This is a genomic window from Roseateles rivi, from assembly GCF_043555845.1.
GTDB lineage: Bacteria > Pseudomonadota > Gammaproteobacteria > Burkholderiales > Burkholderiaceae_C > Roseateles > Roseateles rivi.
Genome location: NZ_JBIGHZ010000002.1, coordinates 632,026 through 658,182, shown reverse-complemented (window position 1 = coordinate 658,182; position 26,157 = coordinate 632,026). Strand labels below are relative to the sequence as shown.

The 26,157-nt window shown below is 66.6% G+C and carries 21 protein-coding genes; 7 read left to right on the top strand and 14 right to left on the bottom strand.

Annotation, left to right across the window (positions count from 1 at the left end; translation table 11 throughout):
- Positions 1 to 53 precede the first annotated feature (53 nt).
- Positions 54 to 542, bottom strand: a complete 489-nt coding sequence (locus ACG0Z6_RS06985) for an RNA recognition motif domain-containing protein (protein ID WP_394459858.1) — start codon at positions 540 to 542, stop codon at positions 54 to 56.
- A 360-nt stretch (positions 543 to 902) separates the two neighbouring features.
- Here ACG0Z6_RS06985 and ACG0Z6_RS06980 point away from each other — a divergent pair, with 360 nt between their 5' ends.
- Positions 903 to 1,691, top strand: a complete 789-nt coding sequence (locus ACG0Z6_RS06980; RefSeq protein ID WP_394459857.1) for a hypothetical protein — start codon at positions 903 to 905, stop codon at positions 1,689 to 1,691.
- A 112-nt stretch (positions 1,692 to 1,803) separates the two neighbouring features.
- Positions 1,804 to 4,326 (top strand): sensor domain-containing protein, encoded by a 2,523-nt coding sequence (locus ACG0Z6_RS06975; protein ID WP_394459856.1) that lies wholly within the window; start codon positions 1,804 to 1,806, stop codon positions 4,324 to 4,326.
- Positions 4,327 to 4,342: 16 nt separating this feature from the next.
- On the opposite strand, the gene ACG0Z6_RS06970 is transcribed toward ACG0Z6_RS06975, so the two are convergent.
- The gene (locus ACG0Z6_RS06970; RefSeq protein ID WP_394459855.1) at positions 4,343 to 5,719 is read right to left on the bottom strand and encodes a leucyl aminopeptidase family protein; all 1,377 of its coding nucleotides are present in this window, start codon (positions 5,717 to 5,719) and stop codon (positions 4,343 to 4,345) included.
- A gap of 117 nt (positions 5,720 to 5,836) precedes the next feature.
- On the bottom strand, positions 5,837 to 6,184 hold the full coding sequence (locus ACG0Z6_RS06965) for a thioredoxin domain-containing protein (protein ID WP_394459854.1): 348 nt from the start codon (positions 6,182 to 6,184) through the stop codon (positions 5,837 to 5,839).
- A 174-nt stretch (positions 6,185 to 6,358) separates the two neighbouring features.
- Here ACG0Z6_RS06965 and ACG0Z6_RS06960 point away from each other — a divergent pair, with 174 nt between their 5' ends.
- The 3 genes from ACG0Z6_RS06960 to ACG0Z6_RS06950 all read left to right on the top strand — a co-directional run bounded on the left by ACG0Z6_RS06960 (position 6,359) and on the right by ACG0Z6_RS06950 (position 8,425).
- Positions 6,359 to 6,520, top strand: coding sequence for a hypothetical protein (locus ACG0Z6_RS06960; RefSeq protein ID WP_394459853.1), 162 nt, complete (start codon positions 6,359 to 6,361; stop codon positions 6,518 to 6,520).
- A gap of 250 nt (positions 6,521 to 6,770) precedes the next feature.
- Positions 6,771 to 7,532 carry a sulfite exporter TauE/SafE family protein gene (locus ACG0Z6_RS06955; RefSeq protein ID WP_394459851.1) on the top strand — a complete coding sequence of 254 codons (762 nt, stop codon included), beginning with the start codon at positions 6,771 to 6,773 and terminating at the stop codon, positions 7,530 to 7,532.
- A gap of 68 nt (positions 7,533 to 7,600) precedes the next feature.
- Complete coding sequence (locus ACG0Z6_RS06950; protein WP_394459849.1) at positions 7,601 to 8,425, top strand: HDOD domain-containing protein; 825 nt, start codon at positions 7,601 to 7,603, stop codon at positions 8,423 to 8,425.
- Between the two features lie 12 nt (positions 8,426 to 8,437).
- On the opposite strand, the gene ACG0Z6_RS06945 is transcribed toward ACG0Z6_RS06950, so the two are convergent.
- From ACG0Z6_RS06945 to ACG0Z6_RS06935, 3 genes are all read right to left on the bottom strand, one after another.
- The gene (locus tag ACG0Z6_RS06945) at positions 8,438 to 9,721 is read right to left on the bottom strand and encodes a GGDEF domain-containing protein (protein ID WP_394459847.1); all 1,284 of its coding nucleotides are present in this window, start codon (positions 9,719 to 9,721) and stop codon (positions 8,438 to 8,440) included.
- A gap of 81 nt (positions 9,722 to 9,802) precedes the next feature.
- On the bottom strand, positions 9,803 to 10,774 hold the full coding sequence (locus ACG0Z6_RS06940; protein WP_394459844.1) for a pseudouridine synthase: 972 nt from the start codon (positions 10,772 to 10,774) through the stop codon (positions 9,803 to 9,805).
- A gap of 44 nt (positions 10,775 to 10,818) precedes the next feature.
- A complete protein-coding gene (locus ACG0Z6_RS06935; RefSeq protein WP_394459842.1) occupies positions 10,819 to 12,129 on the bottom strand; it encodes a UDP-N-acetylglucosamine 1-carboxyvinyltransferase in 1,311 nt (436 codons plus the stop codon).
- A 119-nt stretch (positions 12,130 to 12,248) separates the two neighbouring features.
- On the opposite strand from ACG0Z6_RS06935, the gene ACG0Z6_RS06930 reads away from it, so the two are divergent.
- Positions 12,249 to 13,952 (top strand): AMP-binding protein, encoded by a 1,704-nt coding sequence (locus ACG0Z6_RS06930; protein ID WP_394459840.1) that lies wholly within the window; start codon positions 12,249 to 12,251, stop codon positions 13,950 to 13,952.
- Here the strand turns inward: ACG0Z6_RS06930 and ACG0Z6_RS06925 are convergent.
- Entirely contained in the window at positions 13,928 to 17,803 is a 3,876-nt protein-coding gene (locus ACG0Z6_RS06925; protein WP_394459838.1) for a two-component regulator propeller domain-containing protein, read from the bottom strand. The genes ACG0Z6_RS06930 and ACG0Z6_RS06925 overlap by 25 nt on opposite strands.
- 90 nt (positions 17,804 to 17,893) lie before the next feature.
- On the opposite strand from ACG0Z6_RS06925, the gene ACG0Z6_RS06920 reads away from it, so the two are divergent.
- Entirely contained in the window at positions 17,894 to 18,286 is a 393-nt protein-coding gene (locus ACG0Z6_RS06920; RefSeq protein ID WP_394459836.1) for a YkvA family protein, read from the top strand.
- 18 nt (positions 18,287 to 18,304) lie between these two features.
- Here the strand turns inward: ACG0Z6_RS06920 and ACG0Z6_RS06915 are convergent, their stop codons facing one another.
- The 7 genes from ACG0Z6_RS06915 to ACG0Z6_RS06885 form a co-directional block, all read right to left on the bottom strand.
- Positions 18,305 to 19,207, bottom strand: coding sequence for a hypothetical protein (locus ACG0Z6_RS06915; RefSeq protein WP_394459834.1), 903 nt, complete (start codon positions 19,205 to 19,207; stop codon positions 18,305 to 18,307).
- A 109-nt stretch (positions 19,208 to 19,316) separates the two neighbouring features.
- Positions 19,317 to 21,137 (bottom strand): ABC transporter substrate-binding protein, encoded by a 1,821-nt coding sequence (locus ACG0Z6_RS06910; RefSeq protein WP_394459832.1) that lies wholly within the window; start codon positions 21,135 to 21,137, stop codon positions 19,317 to 19,319.
- A 12-nt stretch (positions 21,138 to 21,149) separates the two neighbouring features.
- A complete protein-coding gene (locus ACG0Z6_RS06905; RefSeq protein WP_394459831.1) occupies positions 21,150 to 21,593 on the bottom strand; it encodes a type II toxin-antitoxin system VapC family toxin in 444 nt (147 codons plus the stop codon).
- Positions 21,590 to 21,829, bottom strand: coding sequence for a FitA-like ribbon-helix-helix domain-containing protein (locus ACG0Z6_RS06900; protein WP_394459829.1), 240 nt, complete (start codon positions 21,827 to 21,829; stop codon positions 21,590 to 21,592). Before ACG0Z6_RS06900 ends, ACG0Z6_RS06905 begins: the two co-directional genes overlap by 4 nt.
- Positions 21,830 to 21,881: 52 nt before the next feature.
- On the bottom strand, positions 21,882 to 23,738 hold the full coding sequence (locus ACG0Z6_RS06895) for an ABC transporter substrate-binding protein (RefSeq protein WP_394459827.1): 1,857 nt from the start codon (positions 23,736 to 23,738) through the stop codon (positions 21,882 to 21,884).
- An 80-nt stretch (positions 23,739 to 23,818) separates the two neighbouring features.
- Entirely contained in the window at positions 23,819 to 25,639 is a 1,821-nt protein-coding gene (locus ACG0Z6_RS06890; protein WP_394459825.1) for an ABC transporter substrate-binding protein, read from the bottom strand.
- Positions 25,639 to 25,824: a hypothetical protein gene (locus ACG0Z6_RS06885; RefSeq protein WP_394459823.1), complete on the bottom strand. Its 186-nt coding sequence runs from the start codon at positions 25,822 to 25,824 to the stop codon at positions 25,639 to 25,641. The genes ACG0Z6_RS06890 and ACG0Z6_RS06885 overlap by 1 nt, the downstream gene beginning before the upstream one ends.
- Positions 25,825 to 26,157 lie beyond the last annotated feature (333 nt).

Here is a 26,157-nt window from a genome sequence, read left to right as displayed (position 1 = left end):
CTCTATCCGGTGGGCGCCTTCAGGAAGGCGCCGTGCCTGTGTGAGTGTGGTGCTCAGTAGCCGCCGCCGCCGTAGCCGCCACGGCCACCGCCGTAGCCACCACCGCCGCCGCCGCCGTAGCCGCCGCCACCCGAACGGCCACCGCCGCCGCCGTAGCCGCCGCCACCCGAACGGCCACCGCCGCCGCCATAGCCGCCGCCACCGGAACGGCCACCGCCGAAGCCGCCGCCGCCACCACCACCGAAGCCACCGCCACCGGAGCGGCCGCCGCCACCGAAGCCGCCTGGGCGCTCTTCGCGCGGACGTGCAACGTTGACGACCACAGCGCGGCCTTCGATGGCCTGACCGTTCATGCCGTTGATGGCCGACTGCGCTTCTGCGTCAGACGCCATTTCCACGAAACCGAAGCCCTTGGAGCGGCCGGTGTCGCGGTCCATCATGACTTTGGCCGAGTTGACCGTGCCAAACTGACCGAAAACCTCTTGCAGCATCTCGTCACGCACGGTGTACGCGAGGTTGCCAACGTAAAGCTTGTTTCCCATGGGGAAGCCCTTTCAAAACCAAAAAACCAATGTGCTGCTTCAACCCATCGTGAACCATTCAAACGAAGGCGCTGCATACAGGCGCGACGATTATGGTTGCTACATTTAGGCATAAGCAATCCGTCAACCGGAATGTTGTTTTTCGTTCTCTAAGAATAAACCCTCGCAAATTCAAGCAGCGCACGCACCCCAAACGCGGTAGACAGCCGCAAACTGGCATTTTCGCCCTCCCGAACCATGGCCCTGCACCTCTCTCACCTTGCCCTGAATCGCATCCTTTCTAGTGTGGACGCCCTGCGAAATGGGCCCGCGCTGTATTCACTGTTGTGCGGTTTTTGCGTGGCCGGGTTGCTCCTGGCCATGACAGAGTCCGCGCTGGCCCACGAACAGCGCCTGCTCGCCGGCGTGTACGGCGGTGGCGCACTGGCCGTCGCGTTTTATGGGGTCCAGGCCACCGGGCTGATGTTGATGGATCAGGCCATGGGCCTGGTGTCGCGCGACCCGGTGCAAGCCTGGCGCGACGCGTTGCAGGTCGGACACCGCAGTTTGTTGAGCGTCTTGTGCTGGGCCCTTGGCGTGGCTATGGCTCTGACGCTGTTGGGAGCGCTGATGTGGGCCGTGCGACTGCCGGTGGTGGGCGTGCCTTTGCTGACGCTGGTGTTGCCGCTGGGCGTGGTGGGCTGTGGGCTGACCATGGTATCGACGGGCTTGGTGGTGGGGCCACTCAGTGGGCCCAGCGTATGGGCCGGTGGCGACACCAGGCAGACGCTGGCATGGATCAGGCGCGTGCTCACGCGCCAGCTGCCTGAGGCGGCTTTGCTGAGTTTTGCCGTGCTGCTGCTGACGGCCCTGGTGAGTGCGGCGGTCAGCGCCGTGGTGCTCAGTGGTGCGCGCCTGATGGGTTTGCTGCTGCCCTGGGTGGCGCAGCTCGACCTGCCGCCCCAGCAGCTCATGGCTGGCCTGTTCGGTTACGGCCTGCGCAGCCTGGGCGCCAGTGGCGCGCCGGTGACGGCCTCCCCCCAGGGTATAGCCTCGCTGGCCGGCGGGGGCATGGTGTTTGTGCTGGCGCTGGTGCTGCCCGCACTGGTCTACATCCGCGGCAGCTGTGCGGCCTATCTGGCGCTGGACGAACTGGCCGAGCCGCGCTGAATTTGCCCCCGTTGAGGGTGACATCACCCCCCTGCCCTTCCGCAGTCCTAAGGATCAAGATCAGGGTAATCCCGTGAAAGCGTCCCGCCCCGCGACGCGAGAAGGATTCCCCATGCCCCCCTCAAAGCTCCATAGCGTTGGGCCGTCGGTGCTGACGCCCCCGGTCATCGACAAGCTCTTGCACCTGCTGCTTAACGACGCGCAGCTGGGCGTGGGCTTGCTCGACAACGAGGGACGCATGCTGTTCTTCAACCATGAGCTGCAGCATTGGTTGGATGTGCCCGCCGAGCACGTCGCGGGAATGCCGCTGAGCCATTTTTTTGACGCTGAGCAAGCGCAGGCCTTACAGCAATGGCTGCAGAACGCGGGCGCGGCTGACCAGACCCTCAGCGTGCGCCGGGCCGTGTCATTGGGGCCCATGCGCTGGGCCACGCTGCGCTGTCACACGCTAGGGCTGACAGGCGCCAGCGCCGGGTGGCGCGTGCTGCTGCTGGACGATGACACCGACCGCAAGGCCCAGGAGGACGCATTGCGCGAGAGCGAGTTCATCTTTCGCTCGCAGTTTGAGCACGGCAACATCGGCATGGCACTGACCTCCCCAGACAAGGGTTGGATGCGCGCCAATGCCAAGCTCTGCGAGATGCTGGGCTACACCGAGGCCGAACTGCTGGCCACCACCTGGGATGTGCTGACCCACCCGGACGACTTGGACCTTGACCTGTCTCAGTTCCGCCGCCTATTGGCCGGCGAGATCGACGGCTACGAGTTGGACAAGCGCTTTTTGCGCAAAGACGGCAGCGTGGTGGTGACGCACCTGACAGTCTCGTCCTACCGCCGCGTGCCGGGGCCTTACGAATATGTGATTGCTTCGCTGCAAGACATCACCGAGCGCAAGCGCGCTGAAGGCGACCTGAAGCTTGCGGCCTGTGTGTTTGCCAACAGCCAAGAGGCCATCTTGGTGGTGGATGAAAAACGCCATGTGATGGACGTCAATCCGGCGTTTTGCAAGATGAGCGGCCTGACACGCGAAGACTGCCTAGGCCGCAACATGGACCTGCTGATGGTGGCCCCCGATCAGCAGACGCTGCTGCAGCAACTGCGCAGCTCGCTGCAAGCGCATGGGCGCTGGCAGGGCGAGCTGGACTTGCGCCACGCCAGTGGCCGTATCTTCCCCGCACGCATGAGCATGGATGCCGTGCGTCACGAGTTCGGGCAAGGTCATGCCTACGCCTGCATCGTCTCGGACATCAGCTTGGCGCGGGCGCACCAGCGGGAGCTCGACCGCATCGCACACTACGACATGCTCACCGGCGTGCCCAATCGCCGCATGCTCGACGAGCAGCTGCCACTGGCGCTGGCGCTGGCACGCCAGGCCGGGCACAAGCTGGCGGTGTGTTACATCGATCTGGATGGCTTCAAGCCCATCAACGACCGCTACGGGCACCCCATTGGCGACCGCGTGCTGGCCGAGGTGGCGCAACGTCTGCAGTCGCATGTGCGCGGCCACACGCGTGGTGCTGACGAAGGCCCGCGCCACACAGATCTGGTCGCGCGCCTGGGCGGCGATGAATTCGTGCTCCTGCTCAACCATCTGCAGGACGCCGATGAGTGCGCCCACACCTTGCAGCGACTGCTGGAGCTCATCTCCTACCCCCTACATATCGCCGGGCTGACCTTGAATGTGTCGGCCAGCATTGGCGTGAGCCTCTACCCGGACGACGATGTGGACGCCGATTCACTGCTGCGTCACGCCGATCAAGCCATGTACCAAGCCAAAGACCAGGGCAAAGGTCGCTTCCAACTGTTTGACGTGGGCAGCGGCCAGCGCAGCCGCTCGCGCCGCGAGACGCTCTCGCGCATCGAGCACGCGCTGACACGTGGCGAGTTCTGCCTGCATTACCAGCCCAAGGTGAACATGCGCCTGGGGCGCATCGACGGGATGGAGGCGCTGCTGCGCTGGAACCACCCGGAGCTGGGCATACAACTGCCAGGCACGTTTTTGCCCATGGTCGAGGACAGCGACTTGGACGTGCGCATCGGCCGCTGGGTGATTCACCAGGCCGTGCAGCAAATGGCCCGTTGGGCCCAGGCCGGGCAGCTGCTGCCGGTGAGCATCAACATCTCGGCCACGCATTTGCAAAGCCCGGACTTCGCCAGCTTCCTGTTGGAGACGGTGCGCCTGCACGCCCCCGTGCGCCCCGAGCATGTGGTGCTGGAAATCGTCGAAACCACGGCCGTGGCGGACATCGAGCGCGTCAGCGCCATCCTGCGCCATTGCCGCGAACTGGGCTTTCAGTTTGCGCTCGACGACTTCGGCACGGGCTATTCCTCGCTCACCCTGCTGCGGCGCCTGCCGGTGCAAGAGCTCAAGATCGACCAGTCCTTCGTGTACGACATCCTGGAAGACGACGGAGACCTGGCCATCACCCAGGGCATCGTGGCACTGGCGCACGCCTTTGGCTGCAAGCTGGTGGCCGAGGGTGTGGCCAGCGAGGCGCATGGGCAGCGCCTGCTGGCCTTGGGCTGCGACTGCGCCCAAGGCATGGGGGTGGCCGCGCCGCTGGCCTCCGACGCCGTGCTGGCCTGGTGCCATGACTGGCGCCCGCCGAGCTCATGGCGTCAATGGACCCATTGACGGGCGCTGCGGTGCCTCAAGCGGCGAAGCGCTCTTCCAGATAGGCCAGCAGGGTGCGGATGGTTTGCGCCTCGCCGCCGATGGGGCGACCAGGGCGGTTGATGTCGTTCCAGGCGAACAAGTCGATGTGCAGCCAGTCTTGCTGCTCAGGCACGAAAGCCTCCAGGAACAGGGCGGCGTTGATGGCGCCGGCCAGCGCGTTGCGTCCGGTGTTGACGATGTCGCCAATGCTGGAGGCAATGCCTTCCTTGTAGGGCGCCCACAGCGGCATGTGCCACAGGGGGTCGTCCAGCTTCAGGCCCAGGTCCACCAGATCGCGCGCCGTGTCCATGTGCTTGGCGAACAAGGCGGGCAGCTGGGCGCCCAGGGCCACGCGGGCCGCACCGGTGAGCGTGGCCATGTCGATGATGAGCTCAGGCGCAGATTCCGCGGCATAGGCCAGCGCATCGCACAGGATGACGCGGCCTTCGGCGTCGGTGTTGCCGATCTCGATGTGCACGCCCGCGCGGGTCTTGATGACATCGCCGGGCCGGTAGGCGTTGCCCGCCACCATGTTTTCCACGGCGGGGATGAGCAGCTGCAGGCGCACCGGCAGCTTGAAGGCCATGATGAGCGTGGCCAGGCCCAGCGCGTTGGCCGCGCCGCCCATGTCTTTCTTCATCTGGCGCATGCCGTCGGCGCTCTTGAGGTCCAGGCCGCCGCTGTCAAAACACACGCCCTTGCCCACCAGCGTGAGGCGCGGGTGCTTGTCGCTGCCCCAGTTGAGCTCAATCAGGCGCGGCGCGCGCGTGCTGGCGCGGCCCACGGCATGGATGGCGGGGAAGTTCTTTTTGAGCAAATCGTCGCCCGTGATTTGCTTGAACTTGGCGCCATGCTGCTTGGCCAAGGCCTGAGCGGCCGCAGCCAGCTCCTGCGGGCCCATGTGCTCGGCCGGAGTGTTCACCAGGTCGCGCGTCGCCACCATGGCGGTGGCCAAAGCCAGGCCACGCTGGGCATCGGCGCTGTTTTTCATCCACAGCTGGGCCGGCAGACGCTTGCGCGGCTTGTAGAGATCAAACTGGTAGCAGCCCAGCTCCCAGGACAGCGCAGCGGCCTCATCGCTCAGCGCCACGCCCTCGCTGGACAGGGCGTAGGCGCCTTCGGGCAGCTGCTGCGGCAGGGCCGACAGGGCAAAAGGGTGGGCGGCGTTGGCCACGCCCGCGAACACCTGAGCCAGCTTGCCGTCCTCACCGGGCACCAGGGCCAGGCTGTCAGGAGCGGCCTTGAAACCCACGGTGGTGAGCCAGGCCTGCGTGCGCTGGGGCAGCTGGGCGCGAAGAGCGGGCCAAGTGGCGGCGTCGACGGCAATGATGGGGGTGGCGCGCGCCAGGGAGGTCTTGAAAAGTACGTTCATACAGAAGGGTCCCGTTGATAAGGCAAGCGTCAACAGCCCTCAAAGGGCGCGGGCGACGCACACGGCTCAAGCGCTTGCGATTGTCACGCCGGAGCCCCGCCCCATAGTGAACAAGACTTATGCGCCGTTGAACAGACGTTGTGCCACCTGCTGCGCCAGCGCGTCTTGGCTCAACACCGCCTCGCCCGCCGCCTGCACCAGGCGCTCCACGGCAGCGCCCTGGGGCGCGACGGGCCCGAAAAAGCGCAGCTGCCCGGCGCTGGCCACCAATAGGCAAGGAAAGGTCTCGACCTCCAGGCCCAGCAATTCGCTCTCTTCGTCCTCCACATCCACCCAGCGCCAGACCACGGTGGACTCGAAACGCGCCGCCAGTGCGTCGAACTCCGCGCGAAAGCCATCGCACACCCGGCACCAGGCGGCGCACAGGCAGGCCACCTGCAGCTTGTTGTCGTTGCTTGCTGTCATGACGCAAGCATAACGAGGCCTGGGGAGCAGCGGTCAGCCCCGCTTCAGCCTGCGTTTGCCCCAATTTGGTGCGCTGCAAAAAATCTTGTTGAACTTGTCAACGCCCTGCGCATGTCCCTCGTTACGGGCATACCAGCGAGTGGTTTCGCTGGCCTCCCGTAAAAGGTCCCAACCATGTTGAAGTCTCAATCCCGCACCGACACCGCTCCCCGCCGCATGCCGATGCCTGAGTGGATCGCTGACAAAGGCCGCAAGCACGAAGCTTTTGAGGGTCTGAGCCTGGGCAGCGAGCGCCGCAGCCACGCTCAGGTCATCCAGTTTGACCGCAAGCGCTGAGGTGCTGGCACCATCGCCGCTAGGGGCAAGCCCCAAGAAGGCCCCGTGAGCGTTTGACCTACAGTCGCGGCGCTTCGGTCTGATTCCACCACAGGGATCACTCCGGAGGCCGAGGAGACAGATTCAAGCCGCTGATACATCAGCGCAGCAGGCATCCAACAATAATGACAGTGACTTCGTCACGTTCTCGGGCACCCTAGGGTGCCCGATTTGTTTTTGGGCCCGACTTGGGCCTGGAAAGGCACAGCGCATGTGGGAGATGGTGACAGTAGCCCTGGCCGCCTTGGCCGCCGGGTTTGTAGACGCCGTGGTGGGCGGCGGTGGGCTGATTCTGGTGCCAGCGCTGTTTTCCACCTTCCCCAACGCCGCTGCCGCCACACTCTTTGGCACCAACAAGGCTGCGGCCATCTGGGGCACGGCCTGGGCCACACACCAATACGCACAGCGGGTGCGCATGCCCTGGGGGGCGCTGCTGCCTGCGGCCTGTGCGGCGGGCCTGGGGAGTTTGGCCGGGGCATGGACGGTCACACTCGTCAGCACCGCAGGCCTGCGCCGCGCCCTGCCCTTGGTGCTGTTGGCGGTGCTGATCTACACCCTGCTCAAGAAAGACCTGGGGCGCGAGCACGCACCGCTCTATGAAGGCCGCCGCGAGGCTTTCGTGGCCAGCATCATTGGTCTGGTGATTGGCTTTTACGACGGCTTTTTTGGCCCCGGCACGGGCAGCTTTTTTGTATTCCTGTTTGTGCGCCTGATGGGCTATGACTTTTTGCATGCCTCGGCCAGCGCCAAGCTGTTGAACATGTCCACCAACGCGGCGGCCATCGTGCTGTTTGGCCTCAAAGGTCATGTGTGGTGGCATTTGGCCCTGGTGATGGCCGTGGCCAATGTGTTGGGCAGCGTGGTGGGTGCTCGCATGGCGCTGGCGCGCGGTTCGGGCTTTGTGCGCGCCATGTTTGTGGTGGTGGTGGGCGCCCTGATCGTGAAAACCGGGGCAGATGCCCTGCTGCACTGAGCTTTAGCTGCGGGGCTTTGGGTCTAGCATCGCTGCAGGGTTCTTTGTTTCGACCCCGCCTCACGCCCATGCCTGTTGCTCCTGAATTGCGCTCGCTGCAGATCGACATCCCGGCTCAGCCCGAGGTGCTGGTGCGGCTGTCGCTGTTGATGGCCCGCGATGATGCGGAGCTCTCGGCCATGTCGGCCCTGATCGAGCAGGACATGGCGCTGGCCTCGGCCGTGCTGCGTGCGGTGAACTCTTCCATGTACGGGCTCAACGGCCGCGTGCAAAGCGTGCAGCAGGCGCTGACTTACCTGGGCATGCGCGAGGTGGCGGGCATCACCTTTGAGATGGGGCTGCGGGCCGCCTTTCCACCAGCACCGGAGCTGGATGTCATTTGGCAGCGCGCCGCGCGGCGCGGGCAGCTCATGGGCCGCCTGGGCCAGCTGCTGCACATCGACCCCTGGAGCGCACATTCAGCAGGCTTGTTCGAGGAATGCGGCAAAGCCGTGCTGTACCGCCACGCACCAGCCCAATACCCCGCCCTGTTGCGAACGGCTGGCAGCGACGTGCAGCAGCTGTGCGCCATGGAACACGCTATGTTCGGGGTGAGCTATGACGCGCTGGGCGCGGCGCTGTGCGAAACCTGGGGCCTGGCGCCAGCCGCCACCGCCAGCGTGCGCCACCACCTAGCACTGCGCCAGGGCCGGGACTGCCCGGCGCAGCTGGAGCGCCGCGGCGTCGCCGTGGTGGGCGCCTTGGCGTGGGCACTGACCGAAGCGCCACAGCAGCTCGAGCCACTGGCGCTGGCCTTGGCTCCGCTGGCCCAGCTCGACGAGCTGCTGGTGCAGCGCGCGCTGGTCAAACTGGAAGAAGAAATTCAGCAGGCTCAGCGCCACGGCCGCACCTGAGGCCTCAAAGCCTCAGGCGGCCATGCTCAGGCGGTCGCGCCCGCTGTGTTTGGCCAGATGCAGGGCGTCGTCGGCCGCTTGCAAAAAAGCTTGCGGGCTGAGGTAGGGCCGCCCGGGCTGCAGCACCGCCAGGCCGATGCTCACTGTCACCTGCTGGCGTTCGGCACCCTGCCCGATGCCCAAGCTGCCGAGCTGGCTGAGCACCTGCAGCTGCTGGCGCCAGTCGTCACGCAGCTGGTCCAGCAGGTTTTGTGCGGCCTCCACATCAAAACCAGGCAGCAAGGCCACAAACTCCTCGCCGCCCAGACGCGCCACCAGATCGGTGTCGCGCTTGAAGCGCTCGCCCAGCATGCGCGCAAAGCGGCCTAGCAGTTCGTCGCCCGCTGGGCGCCCATGGGTTTCGTTGAAGAGGCGAAAGCGGTCCAGGTCCAGAATGGCCAGGGCCAGCCGCCCGCCATCGCGCTGGGCACGCTTGAATTCGCGGCGCAGCACCTCGTCGAACTCACGGCGGTTGACCAGGCCGGTTTGCGGGTCGTGGCGCTCCAGCGCGGCGAGTTCGCGCCCACGCAGGGCCAGAGCCCGCTCCGCCTGCTCCAGCGAGTGCTCGCGGCTGCGCACCAGTTCGCGCAGCTCGCGCACCTGAGATTGCTCGCGCATGAGCTCGTCACCCAAGCAGCTCTGCACATGGGCAATGGCCTGCTCGAGTTGTTTGACTTCCCTGGGCAGTTCGCGGCTGGTGGGGGCTTGCAGCGGCGGCTGGGTGGAATCGAAAGCGCGCGCCTGCGCGGAGAGCCGCCGCAGGTGTTGCAGCACCAAGCGGTCAATCAAGATCACCGCGGCCAGCCCCAGCACCAGCACCAGCAGCACCATCTCCATCAAGGTCTGCATGTGTTGGGGCTCCCACATGAGCGCACTGGCCTGAACCACAGGCGCTACCACACGCACCTGGGCTGCGGGGCTGCCACTCAAGGGGAAGGACATGGCGCGCCCCGGTTCAACCTGACTGCGGGGGACCACGCGCAGCGGCGCTCCGGCGTCCAGGCGCAACTCCACGCCTTGCAGATCATGCCGCAGGGCGATGAGTTCGAGCTGGCGCTTGACTTTATCCAGCCGCCCTTCGGCCACGGCACGCGAAAGGGGCTCGGCATAAAGCAGCGGGATCTCGCGCAGGTCGGCGTCGATGCGCGCCTCGCGGCGCTGCACTTCGGACCACAGATGCCAGACCGTCACCAGCGCGGCCAGCAGCAGGCCCACGGCACAAAAAGCCAGCACGGCGCGCCACTTGACGGAACTCACGCTTGATTTCATGCGCCTGACTCGGGAACACCCTGGGGGAGAGGGCGATTGTGCCGAGGGCATCCTTCACGAACATCCCATTTATGGTGGCAGCACACCCTGGTTCGCGGGGTTGAAATTCGGCATATCCAGACCATTCAGCATGCGCTCGCTGCGCCAGCGGTGGCAAACGCCACTGAGCGGGTCCTGCAGCGCCAGTTCGCGCGCCAGCAGCTGCAGCGGCGCGCTGAAGTCAGGCTGCTCCTCGTGGGGCAGCAGCGTGGGGTAGATGCGGTCGCCCAGCAGCGGTGCGCCGACAGCGCACATCTGCGCACGCAGCTGGTGCTTGAGCCCGGTGCTGGGGCGCAGCCCGTAGCGTGCCCAGGCCTGGCCGTGCGCATCGGGCAGGCGCTCGATGAGGCGCAGCTGCGTCCAGGCATTGGGCTCGCCGTCGAGCACCTGCATTTGCATGAAGTGCTCGGGGTGTTGTTGCAGGCGGTGCGCCAGGCAGCGGGGTTCGCTCAACTCGGGCCGCCACGGCGCGATGGCCTCGTAGACCTTGTGCACGCGGCGTTCGCGAAACAGGGCCTGGTAGGCGTCGCGGGCCTGTGCGTGCACGGCAAACAGCACCAGCCCGGCGGTTTCGCGGTCCAGCCGGTGCAGCGGGCTGAGCTCGGCCAGCCCGGTGGCGCGGCGCAGGCGCGTCAGCAAGGTTTGCTGCACATAACGGCCCTTGGGCGTGACGGGCAGAAAGTGCGGCTTGTCAGCCACCAGCAGGTGCTCGTCGCGGTAGAGGATGTGGGCCTCGAACGGCACCTCGGGCTCCTGCTCGCGCCAGCGCCAGTAGTAGAGCCGCGTGCCGCCGCGGTAGGGCGCATCCAGCGCCAGCGCCAGGCCCTGGGCGTTGAGCACCGCGCCCGAGCTCAGCCGCTGGGCCCAGTCTTCACGCGCCACCAGCGGCAGGCGCTCGCTGAGAAAGTCCAACACCGTGGCCCAAGGACCGCTGGGGCAGGCCAGCACGCTGGCGGCCACGCCGTCGCGCAGCGGCAGCTCAGGCTTGGGCGGGCGCGCCATGGGCGAGGAAGCGGCAGTGGGTGCGGCGGGGCCTGAGCCGGGGCTCAGTCGCCTTCCACCCACTCCACACGCGCGCCCAGCCGCGTGATGTTCTCGGCAAAGCCCGGGTGCGCACGGCGCACGGGGTTGGCGTTGAGGATGGTGGACTTGCCCGGAATGCTGGCAGCCACCATGAGCAGGGCAATCGCCACGCGGATGATGTAGGGGCTCTCGACCTCAGCTGGCGCCAGCGGCTTGCCGCCGAAGGTGACCATGCGGTGCGGATCAGACAAAAAGGCATGGGCGCCGAATTTGGAGAGCTCGCTGGTCCAGCCCATGGCGCCGTCATAGACCTTGTTCCAGAACATCACGCTGCCCTCGGCCTTCACGCCCAGCGCCACAAAGATGGGCAGCAGGTCCACGGGCAGATAGGGCCAAGGCGCGGCCTCGACCTTTTGCAAGATATTGCGCGTGAAAGGCTCTTTGACGCGCAGCTTGCCGTCGGCCGCGCTGATGCGCGTGCGCGACCAGCCGTCCTCATGCACGATCTCGACACCGAACTTGGCGAAAGTGCGGTCGATGAGCGGGAACTGCTCGGGCTGGCTGTTCTTGACCTGCACATCGCCACCGGTGATGGCGCCCAGCGCCAGGAAGGTGACGATTTCGTGGAAGTCTTCGGCGAAGGTGAAATCCGTGCCGCCCAAATCGCTCACGCCATGGATGGTCAGGCGCGAGGTGCCCAAGCCTTCGATGCGCGCCCCCAAGCTCAGCATGAACTGGCAGAACTCCTGCACATGGGGCTCGCTGGCGGCGTTCATCAGCGTGCTGCGGCCCTCGGCCAGGGCCGCACAGAGCACGAAGTTTTCGGTGGTGGTGACGCTGGCGTAGTCGGTCCAGTGGTCGTTGCCGGTGAGTGGGCGCTGCACGCGCAGCACCAGCCCGTCGCTGCCGCGCTGCACCTCGGCGCCAAAGCGCTGGAACACCTCCACGTGCGGGTCGATCTCGCGTGCGCCCAGCGTGCAGCCTTTGACATCGTCTTCAATGCGCGCCGCACCAAAACGCGCCAACAAGCCCGGCACCAGCATGATGGAGCTGCGCATCTCTTCGGGCAGATGGTCGCGCGCGGGGTCAAACTGGGTGTGCTCGTGGTGCAGCTGCAGCACGCCGGTGGCGAAGTCCACATCCACATGGCTGCCCAGCTTGCGGAACACCTCAAGGATTTTTTTCACGTCCGTGATTTCCGGCACCCCACGCAGCGTCACGGGCTGGCGTGTGAGCAGGGTCGCGCACAGAATCGGCAGCACCGCGTTCTTGTTGGCGGAAGGGATGATGCGGCCCTGCAAAGGCGTGCCGCCGTGAACAATGAGACTGGACATGTGTGGAGACTGCGACTGGTGTGGCCAAACGCCATTATCCAGCGCCGCCCCTCCCCTCGATGACCGACTTGACCTAGCATCGGGGGTTGCCGTCCGGCTGGCTACACAACGGAGTTCACATGGCCGATCAATCCACGCCACTGACCTTGGCCTTGCAGCAGCTCTACCGCTGGGAACGCGAAGCTGCCACCGACCCGGTACTGCACCAGCCGCTCGAAGGCGCAGCGCTGCGCAGCTACACCTGGGCGCAGGTGGCCGACGAAACCCGACGCATGGCCGCACACCTGCGCGCACTGGGGCGCGAGCAAGGCTGGGAGAGCGGCGCACGCGTGGCCATCCTCTCCAAAAACTGCGCCTGGTGGCTGATGAGCGATCTGGCCATCTGGATGGCGGGCTATGTCTCGGTGCCGCTCTACCCCACGCTGGCCCCCGAGACCATTCGGCACATTCTTGAGCACAGCGACTCGCGCGCCATTTTTGTGGGCAAGCTCGATGGCTGGGAGGCCATGCAAGCCGGTGTGCCTGCGGGCATGAGCGGCATCAGCTACCCGGTCTCACCCGCTTCAGCGCGCCAGCAATACGAGGACTGGGACACCATTTGTGCCCGCACCGAGCCCGTGCTGGGTGAGCCGCTGCGCGGCGCCGATGAGCTGGCCACGCTCATCTACACCTCCGGCACCACCGGCATGCCCAAGGGCGTGATGCACAGCTTTGGCAATTTCGCCTGGGCGGTGCGCGCGGGCCTGCAGCGCCTGCCGCTGCACCGCCATGACCGCATGCTGTCCTACCTGCCTTTGGCTCACGTGGTGGAGCGCGTGCTGGTGGAGCACTGCTGGCTGGCCACGGGCATGCAGCTGTACTTTGCTGAGAGCCTGGACACCTTCACGGCCGACTTGCAGCGCGCGCAGCCCACCTTGTTCTTCTCGGTGCCGCGGCTGTGGACCAAATTCCAGCAAGGCGTTCACGCCAAACTGCCGCCGCAGCGCCTACAGCTGCTCTTGCGCCTGCCCCTGGTGGGCTGGCTGGTGCGGCGCAAGATTCTCAAGGCGCTGGGTCTGTCCAAATGCCGCGTGGCCGCGGGCGGCGCAGCCCCCATGCCCACAGCGCTGCTGCAGTGGTTTCGCCAACTGGGCCTACCCATCTGCGAGGGCTACGGCATGAGCGAAAACCTGGCGGTGAGCCACATCACCGTGCCCGGCCAGGATCAGACCGGCACCGTGGGCATCCCTTACGAGGGCGTGGAGACGCGCGTTGACCCCGTCAGCGGCGAGCTGCTCATGCGCAGCCCGGCCTTGATGCTGGGCTACTTCAAACAGCCCGAGCTCAGTGCCGAGGTGCTTGACGCCGAGGGCTGGCTGCACACCGGCGACAAGGCCGCCGTGGACGAACGCGGCTGCACACGCATCACCGGGCGGGTGAAGGATTTGTTCAAAACCAGCAAGGGCAAGTATGTGGCGCCCGCGCCCATTGAGGACCGCCTGGGCATGCACCCCGCCATCGAGGCCTGCGCGGTGGTGGGCGCCAATCTGGCCCAGCCCCTGGGCCTGCTCATGCTCAACCCTCAAGCGGCGGCACAGCGCAGCGACACCACCGAGCGCGCGGCGCTGGAGGCCTCGCTGCGCGCGCACTTGCAGGCCGTCAACGCGCATCTGGACCCGCACGAGCAGCTCGGCGCGCTGGTGCTGCTGTGCACGCCCTGGACGGTGGACAACGGCCTGGTCACGCCCACGCTCAAAGTACGGCGCCCGCGCGTGGAAGAGCTTTTTGGCGCCCAGCTCGAAGGCTGGGCCGAGGCGCGTCAGCCGCTGCTCTGGGGCGACTGATCGGCAGCAGGCTTGTGCTGCGGGGCTTGTAGCGGCAAGTCCATGATGACGCGCGTGCCCTGCCCGGGCTCGCTCAACACACGAATCTGCCCACCCAAGAGCCCGGTGACGATGGTGTAGCAAATGTGCATGCCCAGCCCCGAGCCTCCGCGCCCCATGCGTGTGGTGAAGAAGGGTTCGAACACGCGCTTGAGGTGCTCGGCCGACATGCCGCGCCCGTTGTCCATGACCTCCAGACGCAGGCTCTGAGCGCCGCTGCTGTGTGCACTGATGCGCACCAAACCGCTGCGCTGCCCATCAAAGCCATGCAGCTGGGCGTTGATCACCAAGTTGTTGAGCACCTGCCCCAGCGGCCCGGGGTAGCTGTCCATGTGCAGGTCGGGCGCCACTTGCAGCATCAGCTGGTGGCCGCCGCGGTAGAGGCGCCGGTCCAGGGTCTGCGCCACCTCCTGGCACAGGGTGGCAAGCTCAAAGTTGCGGCGCTGTTCTGAGGCCTGGTCCACCGCCAATTGTTTGAAGCCGGAGATCATGCTCGCGGCCTGCTCGAGGCTGCGCTGCAGCAAGGTGGCGGCCTCGCTGACGTGCTCGCAAAACTCCTGCAACGCGCTGCGGCGCAAGCCCGGCTGCTGCAGCTGGCGGTTGAAGTCCTGCGTGGTGTCTTTGAGCGTGGTGGACACCAGCAAGCTGTTGCCAATGGGCGTGTTCAGCTCATGCGCCACACCCGCCACCAGTCCACCCAGCGCCGCGAGCTTTTCCTGCTGCATCAGCAAGGAGCGCGCCTGCTGCAAGCGGCCATAGGCCTGCAGCTTGTCGAAGGCCACAGCGGCATAGGCCCCGAGGGTGCGCAGCATGTCCAGGTCCACGCTCGTCCAGGCGGCGCTGCGGTGCGCGCCCAGCACGCCCACCACGCGGCCTTGCTGCACCATGGGCACATAAACACTGGCTTGCAAACCGCCGCTGCCGCTGGCCAGCTGCAGGTCTTGCGCCTGCAGAGCGCAACGCACGGCGGGGTGGGCGGCGGCGTCCTGCAGCGAGAGCGGCGCCAGCAGCCGGTGCTGGCCGCGCTCGATGACGCGCTGCAACTGCAGCTCACTGGTCGATTCATCCACCTGCGCCACCACCAAGGCGCTGAGGTCCAACAGCGTGAAAGCCTGCTGGCACAGCCGCTCCAGCACCTCGTCTTCGTTGTGGGCGGCACTGATGTCGCGGCCAATTTCGCCCAGCCGCGCAATGTCCAGCCGCGCTTGTTCGGCGCGCTCGCGCTGTTGCTCGGCCTCGCGCTTTTCCAGGCTGAGCTGGCGGCCCTGCTCTTGAATTTGTGCGGTGCGCGCCTGCACCTCCAGCTCCAGCACATGGCGCTGGCGCAAAGCATCACGCAGCCGCCAACGCAGCGCCGCCGCGCCCAGGCCCAGCAGAGCCAAAACCACCAGTGTGCGGAACCACCAGGTGCGCCACCACGGCGGCAGCACTTCGATCTCCAGTATTTTTTGCGGCGCGCTCCAGCGCCCGTCTGGGTTGGCGGCCTTGGCCATGAGCACGTAGCGCCCGGGGTCCAGATTGGTGTAAGTGGCCACGGCGCGGTCTTTCTGGCCGGGAATCCAGGTCTCGTCAAAGCCCTCGAGCTTCCAGGCATAGCGGTTGAGCGAGGGGCGCGCGAAATGCAGGGCCGAGAACTCAAAGCTCACCATGCTGTCCTGCGGCTGCAGGCTGATCTGGCGCAGGCGCGAGCTGGGCACATCGCCGGTGAGGCGGTGCAGCGCTGCCTCCACCCCAGAGGCGGCCGTGGGGGTCTGCAAGGAGTGATTGAACAGGCGCAGGTCGCTGAGCACCAGGTCCGGCGCATGGGCATCAGAACCAAACATCGAGGGCTGCAGCCGCACCACACCCGGGCCGCCAAAATACAGGCTCCCGCCCGGCCCCTTGTGGCTGGCGCCAAAGTTGAAGCCGCGCCCGAACCAGTCTTGCGCCGGGTAGCTGCGCAGGCTGTCCGAGGCGGGATCCCAGCGCAGCAGCTCATGCTCGTTGCCCAGCCACAGCACGCCCTGCTCGTCGAGTTCCAGGCTTTCAAACACGGTCTGGCTGAGCTCGGCCAGCTGCCCGGCGGGGTGACTCACTTCCCAGCCACCTGGCACGAGGGTGGCCTGCATCAGACCTTGGTAGGTGGCGAGCCAAATCCGGCCATCCGGTGCTTCGCGCACCACATGCACAGCCACAGGACCCGCAGCGGCCGCGCGCAGCGAGGGGGCCAGCGGCAGTGCCTGAAAGTCCTGCCCCGCTGCCGCCTGCAGCCACAGTCCACGCTTGGCCCCAACCCACAGGCGGCCATGGTGGTCTGCGTGCAGACTGTCCACCGGCATGGGTCTATTGCCCTGCCCCGGCAGCACCAGCCACTGCGCTTGCAGGCGCTGCGTGTCCACCTGAAGCAGGCCTTGGCCAGTGCCCGCCCACAGCCTGCCATCGGGCCCGCGCGCCAGGGTGTTGATAGATGCCAGGAGCGCACCCTCCCCGAGCAGCTGCACAGCCGTGCTGCGGCGGCTTCGAGGGTCCCAGCGCCACAGGCCGTGATCACCGCCCACCCACAAGCTGCCATCGGGTTCGCGCAGCAAGGCCTTGATGTGGCGCAGCGGCAGCTGGCCTTCGGGCACGCGCTGGCTGTGGCCATCGGACAGCGACAACAGGTTGAGCCCGCCGCCGTAAGTGCCGACCCAGAGTTGTTCCGGCGTGGGCCCATCGGCAAAGGCCTGCACCATGTCGCTGGAGAGGCCTCGCGCCTCGCCCGGTACAAAAACGTAGCGGCTGATACCCTCGTGCGCCAAATCCGCCAGACCCAGCCCTTGGTCCCAACAGCCCACCCACAGCGTGCCGTTGCGGTCTTGCAGCAGCGCGCTGATGGAGTCGCCGGGCAGGCTGCCCTGCACGCCGTGCTGGTGGCCAAAGCGCTGCAGCGTTTGGCCTTCGCGCCAACGCACCAGGCCCTGACTGCCTCCCATGCCCACCCACAGGCTGGCGTCACGCGCCCAGAGCATGTCGTAGACCAAGCCGCGCGGCAGCCCAGGGTCGGGCAAGGCGCGTGCCGGTTCGGCCGACACGTCCCACACCCGCACGCCACCGGTCAGGCCCAGCCACAGCCGCCCTTTGGGGTCGCGCAGCAAGACACGCACTTCGCGTTCACGCGGTGCCAAGCCCCGCAGCGACTCGCTGACGTCCAGCTGCTGCTGCACACGCCCCCGGCTGTCGATATGCCAGACAAAGTGCTGGTGCGCCACCCACACGCCGCCCTCCCCATCACTGGTGAGCGCCTGTGCACCCTGCAAGCCTTCTTGGGTTTCAGGCTGCCAGCGTTGCCATCGCTGTTTGTCACGGTGGTAGAGGTAGAGGGCATCGTTGACGATGACCCACAGGCGCTGCGTGCCCGCGCTGGCCAGGCCCCGCACCCAGCCCTCGGCCAGCTCGCTGGGGGCATCAACGCGGCGCAGGCGCTCCGTGCTGGGGTCCACATGGTTGAGACCCTGGTGCGTGCCTACCCACAGCCCGCCTTGCTCGTCTTGCAGCAACGCCGTCACATAGGGGTGGCTGAGCCCGCCGGGCTGCGCCGCAAACACGCGCAGACGCCGACCGTCATAGCGCACCAAACCGGCTGCCGTGCCCAGCCACACCTGGCCGTCGCGAGCCTGCAGCATGCGGCTGACGCTGTCGCTGGGCAGGCTCACATCCGCGGGCAGGGGCATGAAGCGCTGGGCCTGCAAAGACTGCGCCTGCACACCGTCGGTGGCCCCGCACAGCGCCACGCAAAGCCACAGCCCCACCAGGCGGCGCAGCACCGCGAGCTGAGCCTTGCTCATAACAAGCATGCTGGATTTCCCATGGGTGACAGCGTACCCTGCGCCCTCCCGCTTGTCTGCCGTTGCCACAACACAAGCGAGGATGTGAGAAGAAAGTCCATGAGACCTTGGTGGAAAAAATGGGCCCTGGCCCTGAAGTCCGAGCTGCTGACAGTCTGGTACGCCGCACGCGACCCGGCCACGCCCTGGGGCGTGCGCCTGCTGGCCTTGGCCGTGGCGGGCTACGCGTTGAGCCCCATCGACCTGATTCCCGACTTCATTCCGGTGCTGGGCTGGTTGGATGATTTGGTGCTGGTGCCGCTGGGTCTGTGGCTGGTGCTGCGCCTGCTGCCCGAGGCCGTGCTGCAACGCGCCCGCTTCAAAGCCGCCCAGCGCCGCGAGCGCCTGCCACGGCAAATGGTGGTGGCAGCGTTGATCGTGTTGCTGTGGCTGGGCCTGGCGGCCGCGCTGCTGTGGTGGGCGCTGGGGCGCATCTTTGCGCTGGCGGGCTGAAGCGCCTGGCCAGCCCACTCAAGCCAAGGGGGCAAGCAGCGGCCAGCCCTGCACGCGGGCATTGAAAAATCCGCACTCGGTGTAGGCGCGCTGCACCTGCCCGTCGCGGCGCAACTGCGCCAAACCGGCGTTGATCTGCTGCAGCACCGTGGCGCTGAGCGCATGGCCGTTGGCCACCACATAGTGGCGCGTACCCGCCAGCGCCAGGCGCAGGCCAGGAATGGGCCGCAGCCGCAGACCCTCGACCTGCCACGACAAATCGGGCGTGGGCTGAAACGGCGCCAGCACCACATCGGCACGGCCGCTGGCGAGCATGCGTGGCATCTGGCTCCAGCTGCCCGCATGCACCAGCCTGGGCAGCTGCAAGGCCTGCAGCGTGCGCCAGTCCACGCGCCATTGGCGGTTGGACAGCACGGTGAGCTGGCGCAAGCCCGCCAAGTCTCGAACCGCCAACGCCCGTGTGTTGCCTTCGAGCACGTAAAACCCCGCCTCGAACTCACCCACACGCAGCAAGGGCTCGGAGGTCAGGAGCTGATGGTGGCCGTGAATCAGATCGTCGCGCCAAAAACTCGTGCCGCCACACAGACCATGGCCGCCCACCAGCTCGCGCTGCAGGCGCACGTCTGAGGGCATGCCTTCGAGTTTGATCGTCCAAACCCGCCCTCCACCAGCGGCCAAGGCATGGTGCAGCAGCAAAACCTCGGCCACATCGCGCCGCGCGTGCGGCCCGCTGTAATGGTGCACGGTTTGTGGCGCCCGTCCGCGCAAAAACAGCTGCCAGTCGTCCAACACATCCTGCGGCACCAACACCAGCAAACCGGGCGCATCGGCACGCGCGCCACCCAGCGTCAAGCCCAGGGCTGCGCCCATCCAGGCACGCCGACGCAGCGCACAAGACCAGCAAGATGCAAACAAGCCCATGGCACAGCGCCCGCACGCGCCACAGTGCACGGCGGGCCCGCACAGTCTAGTGCGGCATCAGCGACCTGCGCCAGCCCATGCCACAAATCCGCCTGCCGCAGCGCTCTGCTCAGCGCTGCACGTCCACGTAGTGCCAAAACACGGAACCAAAGGCGGGGCGGCGGTAGCCGATGAGCCAGGGCTGGCTCATGTCGTTGAGGTAGCGAAACACATGACTTTTGAGCGGCATATAGGCCACCTGGATGCGCTCGGCCTCGCGAAACAGCGCCCGGCGCTCGGGGCCGTCGGGCAGCTCCTGCAACCGCTCGTAGAGGCGGTCATAGGCATCGAGCTGAAAGCGTGAATAGTTTTGCGCCCCGATGCTGGGCCCGTAGAGGTATTGCAGCATGTAAATGCTGTCAGGCGTGTTGGCGCTCTCGCCCAAAAACCAGAGCATGAGCTGGCCGTTGCGCGCCTGCTTGAGCTGCTCGGGCCATTTGCCCGACGTGAAGTGCGTGCGCACCCCCACGGCGGCAAAGTTGCGCTGCCACAGCTCGTTGTACTGGCGGTCCAGCGCCGTGGGCTGGGAGGCCACCTCAATCACCAGCGGGCTGCCGTCGGGCATGTCACGCCAGCCGTCGCCGTCGCGGTCTTTGTAGCCGTACAGGTCCAGCAGCGCGCGGGCGCGGGCGGGGTCGTACTCGCCGTTTTCGCTTTTGAAGCTGGGGTCGAAATCGTGGGTGTTGGGCAGCACAAAAGACTGCGCCACCACGGCCTGGCCGCGCCGCACCTGGCGCACCTCGGCGCCCACATCCAGCGCCAGCGACAGCGCTCGGCGCAGCGCCACGCGCTCGGGCGACATGCCGCCCAGCATCGGGTGCTGCACATTGAAGAAGGTGAAGGCCGTGTCCGCGCCCAGCATGCGGTGCAGCCGGATGCCGCGCGCGGCCAGATTGGGCGCCACACGGCCATGCGGCAACGCCACGTTCACAAACTCCGGCGGCACACGGTCCACCAGGTCCATCTCGCCATTGACGAAAGACAACCAACGCGGCTGGCTCTCTTCAATGATGCTGATCTCCACGCGGTCCAGCATGGGCAGGCGACGTCCCTTGAAGCGCGCCAGCAAGGCTTGACCCTCGGCGTCGTCGGCAGCGGGTTCGGCCTCGTAATAGCGTTCGCGGTAGCCCGGGTTGCGCTGCAGCACGATGCGGCTGGAGCGGCGCCACTGCGCCAGCACAAACGGCCCCGTGCCCACCGGGTGGGCCATGATTTGCTGCGGCCCATGGGCCTGCACCACCTCACGCGCCACGGCGCCGGTGTAGGCCGCCATGGCCAGGGTGTAGATCAAGCGCGGACGCGGTGCGGCCACCTTCAGCTGCAGGGTGTAGCGGTCCAGCGCGCGCAGGCCCTCGATGGGGGTGTCGTAGTCAAAGGGCTGGCCGGTTTTGAGGGCGCGCTCGCGCTGCGCATCCAGGCCCAGCAGGCCAAGGTTTTGCACCTGCACCCAAAACGGCGCCTTGAAGGCCGGGTCGGCAAAGCGCTTCAGGCTGTAAACATAGTCCGCCGCCACCAGCTCGCGGCGCTGGCCTTTGAAGACGGGGTCGTCGGCAAAGTAGATGCCGGGCTTGATGCGGATGGTGAAGGTTTTGAAATCCGCACTGACCTCGGGCAATGCCGCTGCCGTGAGCGGGCGCACCTTCACCGGGCGTGCCAGGTAGTCGTACTCGTAGAGCGGCTCAAAGATGTGGCTGATGACGGCGGTGGAGTACTGGTCGCTGACCTGTGCGGGGTCAAAGCCGGTCTCGGCAATCAGAAAGGCGTAGCGCAACACCTTGGGCGCAGCGGCGCTGGCGCTGGGAGACTGCGCCCCGGCACCGGCGGCGAACACGAGCGCTGCGCTGCACACGGCAGCGGTGCGCAGACGGGCAAGGAGAGTGCAAAACGCCATGAAGCGGTGTCCTTAAACGGGGTCGAGGGGTGGCGGGGTGGCGGTCCAGGGGTTGATCACCGGCAGGCCCGCGGCGGCAAAGGGGGCGGTGTCGCGCGTGGCCACGGTCAGCGCGTGGGTGCGGGCAATGGCGGCGATGTAGCCGTCGGCCGCGCCAATGGCCCGCCCTTGCGCGCGGGCCTGCGCCATGAGCACGCCATAGGCCTGGCTGGCAGCAGCGTCAAAGGGCAGGATACGCCCCTCAAACAGCGGCAGCACGCGCTCCTGCAGCGCGCGCTGCAGGGCCTCGCGACGTGCCCCTGCGGGCAGAGCGGCGATGCCAAAACGCAGCTCCGCCAGGCTGATGGCCGATAGGTAGAGTGTGGGCAGGCTTTGGGCGTCCAGCCACGCCACCACGGCCGCATCCGGGGCGCGGCGCAGGGGCTCGGACACCACGTTGGTGTCCAGCAGAATCATTCCAAGCTCAGCGGCTGCGCAGCGCGGGTGTCGCGCTCCAGGGCCAGATCAACGCCCCCGGCTTCTTGACCAATGCCCGCCAGCACCGAGCCCAGCAGCACCCGCCCGGGCGGGCGGGCGGCGGCGTCCAGGATGGCGCGGATTTCCGCCTCCGTGCTGCGCCCGGCCTGCGCGGCCCGCAGCCGCAGGGCGCGGTGGGTTTCTTCAGAGATTTGGCGCACCGTGATGGCAGGCATACATCACTCCCGGGCAAATGATTGCAGTGATGTCACTATAGCTATTTTGATATCAATTTGCCAACTCCACATACTCCCACCAGTTGTTCCAGAACAGCGGGCGGCGGTAGCCCACGAGTTCGGCCCGGGAGATGTCGGTGTGGAAGCGGTGGCCACGCGCGAAGTACGGCATATAGGCCGTGGCCAGGCGCTGGCTGTGCTGGAACAGGGCCTGGCGCTCCGGGCCATCGGGCATGAGGTCGGTGCGCGCCACCAGGGCGTCGAGCTCAGGGAGCTTGATGCGCGCGTAGTTGGACGAGCCAATGTGCGTGCTGCTGAACATATTGAGCACGTCCTGCGAGTCGGGCTGCGAGGCGCTCACGGCCAGCCACCAGATGCTGAATTTGCCGTTGCGCATGGCCTTGAGGTTCTCGGGCCACTTGGCGATTTTGAGCTTCACGCGCAGGCCCACGGCGGCCATGTTTTTCTGCCACAGCTCGTCAATCTGGCGCTGAAAGCCCTCGGGGATGGAGAGCGCTTCGAGCACCAGCGGCGTGCCATCGGGCTGCTCGCGCCAGCCGTCGCCGTCCACGTCCTTGTAGCCGTAGAGCTCCAGCAGGGCGCGGGCACGCGCCGGGTCGTAGGCCGACATCTCGCTCTTGAACTGGGCGTTGTAGCCCCGCGTGTGCGGCTGGAACATGGCTTGCGCGCTGATGGCTTGGTTGCGGCGCACCACGCTCATCTCGCGGCCTTTGTCGGTGGCCAGGCCGATGGCGCGGCGCAGCGCCACCTTCTCCGGCGTGTAGCCGCCCACCACGGGGTCTTCCATGTTGAAGACGGTAAAGAGCGTGTCCGCAGCGAGCTGGCGGTGCAGCCTCATGCCCTGGCGTGCGAGGTTGGGCGCGAGCTGGCCGCCGGGCGCGGCCTGGCCGATGAAGTCCTCGGGCACGCGCTCCAGGAACTGGAATTGACCGTCCAGAAAGGACAACCAGCGCGGCTGGTTCTCTTCGATGATGCTCACCTCCACGCGGTCCAGCATGGGCAGGCGACGGCCCTTGAAGCGCGCGGCCAGGGCTTGGCCTTCGGCGTCGTCCGCCGCGGCTTGGGCGTCGTAGTAGCGCTCGCGGTAGCCCGGGTTTTTCGACAGCACGATGAGGCTGGAGCGGCGCCACTGCGTCAGCACAAAAGGCCCGGTGCCCACGGGGTGGGCCATGCTTTGGTCGCCATAGGCCTCGATGACCTCGCGCGCGACCGCGCCGTAGAGGCTGGCATCGGCCAGGAACTCCAGCAAGCGCGGGCGCGGCTCTTCCAGCTGCAACTGCAGGGTGTAGCGGTCCAGGGCGCGCAGGCCCGGCAGCGGGCGGTCGTAGTCAAAGCGCCCGCGGCTGCGCAGCACCGTGCCGCGGTACGCGTTCAAGCCCAGCAGCTTTTGCGCCTCCACACTGCCCCAGTTCGGTGAGTTCACGGCCGGGTCGGCAAAGCGCTTCAGGCTGTAGACATAGTCCGCCGCCACCAGCTCGCGGCGCTGGCCTTTGAAGGCGGGGTCGTCAGTGAAGTAAATGCCGGGCTTGAGGCGGATGGTGAAGGTTTTGAAATCCGCGCTGACTTCAGGCAGGGCCGCTGCCGTGAGCGGCACGATGCGCACAGGCCGCGCCAGGTGGTCGTAGCCGTAGAGGCTCTCGAACATGTGGCTGGTGATGACGCGCGAGTACAGGTCGGTGACCTTGGCGGGGTCGAAACCCGTTTCGGCCACACGAAAGCTGTAGCGCAGCACTTTGGCGGCTGCGCCCGCAGCCGAGGCTTCAGCAGGCGCGGCGGCGCCGGGTGTTGGCGCCTGGGTCTGGGCCTGAGTCAAAGGGCCGCTCAGCAGCAGGGCCAGGCCCAGCAGCGCGCTGCGGGCTGGGGCTCCAATCAAAGGGGCAAGGTTCACGGGACGAGTTCCAGCAATGCACCGCACCCAGCACGGGAGTGCGGCCAAGAGGCCGCAGTATCGCCGCGCCGCGCCAGGCTTCAGCGCTGGACGTCCACGTACTCCCACCAGTTGTTCCAGAACAGCGGGCGGCGAAAGCCCTGCAGCGCCGGGTGCCACATATCGGTCTGGATGCGGTGCATCTGGAACTTGTAAGGCGCGTAGGCCGCGGCAATGCGCTTGGCCTCGCGGAACAGGGCCTCGCGCTCGGGGCCATCGGGAATGACCATCATGCGGCGGTACACATCGTCAAAGGCCTTGAGCTCAAAGCGTGCGAGGTTTTGTGCACCCTTGGACGGCCCGTACATGCGGCCCAGCAGGTCCTGCCCGTCCAGGCGCGTGGCGCTGGAGGCCACGCCCCAAACCATGAAATTGCCTGCGCGCACGCTCTTGAGGTTTTGCGGCCATTTGGCGGTTTTGAACTCGGTGCACAGGCCCACGGCGCTGTAGTTCTTGCGCTTGAGTTCGTCGAGCTGGCGGTGGCGCGCCTCAGGCTGGGTGTTGAACACCAGGCGCAGCTTGCCGCCATCGGGCAGCTCGCGGCAACCGTCGCCGTCAAGGTCTTTGTAGCCGTAGGTGTCCAGCAGGGCGCGGGCGCGGGCGGGGTCGTAGTCGCCCATCTCGCTTTTGAAGTTGGCGTCGTAGCCGCTGGTGTGCGGTGCCACCGGGCTTTGCGCAGGAATGGCTTGGCCGCGCCGGGCCAGGCGGATTTCGCGCTCGGTGTCGGTGGCCAGGCCGATGGCGCGGCGCAGCGCCACTTTCTCGGGCGTGTAGCCGCCCACGGTGGGGTCTTCCATGTTGTAGACCTGCAGCACCAGCTCAGGCACCACGCGGCGCTCCATGGCCACGCCTTTGGCTTCGAGGTTGGGCGCAATCTTGCCGTTGGGCGCGGCTTGCAGGATGAACTCTTCGGGCACACGCTCGATGAAGTCTTTCTCGCCGTTGACGAAGGACAGCCAGCGCGGCTGGCTCTCTTCGATGATGCTCACCTCCACACGGTCCACCATGGGCAGGCGCTGGCCTTTGTAGCGCGCCAGCATGGCCTGGCCTTCGGCGTCATCGGACGCGGGTTCGGCGTCGTAGAAGCGCTCGCGGTAGTGGGGGTTTTTGTTGAGCACGATCTTGCTGGAGCGGCGCCATTCGCCCAGCACAAAGGGCCCCGTGCCCACCGGGTTGCTCATGATTTGGTCGGGGGCGGCTTCCACCACCTCGCGCGCCAGGGCGCCCATCAGGTCGGATTGCGCCAGACGCTCGATCAGGCGCGGGCGTGGCTCGTCGAGCTTGATTTGCAGCGTGTAGCGGTCCAGCGCCTTGAGCCCGGGAATGGGCGTGTCGTAGTCAAACGGCTTCTTGGTCTTGAGGGCCGCTTCACGCAGCGGCAGCAGGCCGCTGATGCGCATTTCCTGCACGTCAATCAGGCTGGGGCTTTTGAACGCGGGGTCCATGAAGCGCTTGATGCTGTAGACGTAGTCTGCCGCCGTGAGCTCGCGCTTTTGCCCTTTGAAGGCCGGGTGCTCGTGGAAGTAAATGCCGGGCTTGACACGGATGGTGAAGGTCTTGAAGTCCGCGCTGATCTCGGGCATGTCCACGGCCGTGAGCGGCTTGATGCGCACCGGCCGCGCCAGGTGGTCGTAGTGGTAGAGGCTCTCGAAGATGTGCGCGGTGATGATGCGCGAGTAGGTGTCGCTGACCTGCACCGGGTCAAAGCCCGTCTCGGCCACCTGAAAGGCGTAGCGCAGTACCTTGGGTGGTGCGGCATTGGAGGTCTGCGCGCTGAGCTCGGCGTGCAGACCCAGGGCCGCGCACAAGATCAACAGGGCCGCGCTGTAGCGCGGCGAGCGGGAAATGCTGGGCTTGTTCATCATGGGTTTTGTGCGGCGCGTTGCCGCTCGGTGTCGATGTCGACAAAGGTCCAGAAATCGCGCACGTCAATATTGCGCTCGTAGCCCATGACCCAGGGCTGGGCCATGTCGGTGTAGATGCGGTGCGCCTGCAGCTTGTAGGGGCTGTAGGCCGCCGGCAAAGCGGTGAGGAACAAATAAGGCATGAGCCGCCCGACGCAACAACGCACAAAGCAAGAAGCGCACGGCGCACGCGCTGTGTGGGCGCGCGAGTGTCCGTGCAACGGCCGCGCATTGTGCCCAGTCTGAGCGCAAAAAGCCTGCGCTAGGGCATTACGAATATTCAGGCCGACTCGAACCTCGGGCTATGTGCAGTGAGGCGTGTCTGCACTAGACTCGCGCCTGCTTGAGCCAGGCGCTCACGCTGCGCCTGAGCAGTGTGGGGGCCGTGGGCGCAGCACCGGGGGCCCCTCTCGCCGGCATGCGGTGAGCGGGGTTCAGTTTTATGGCGGCGGAGGCCGTACGCGCGCATGAGCGCG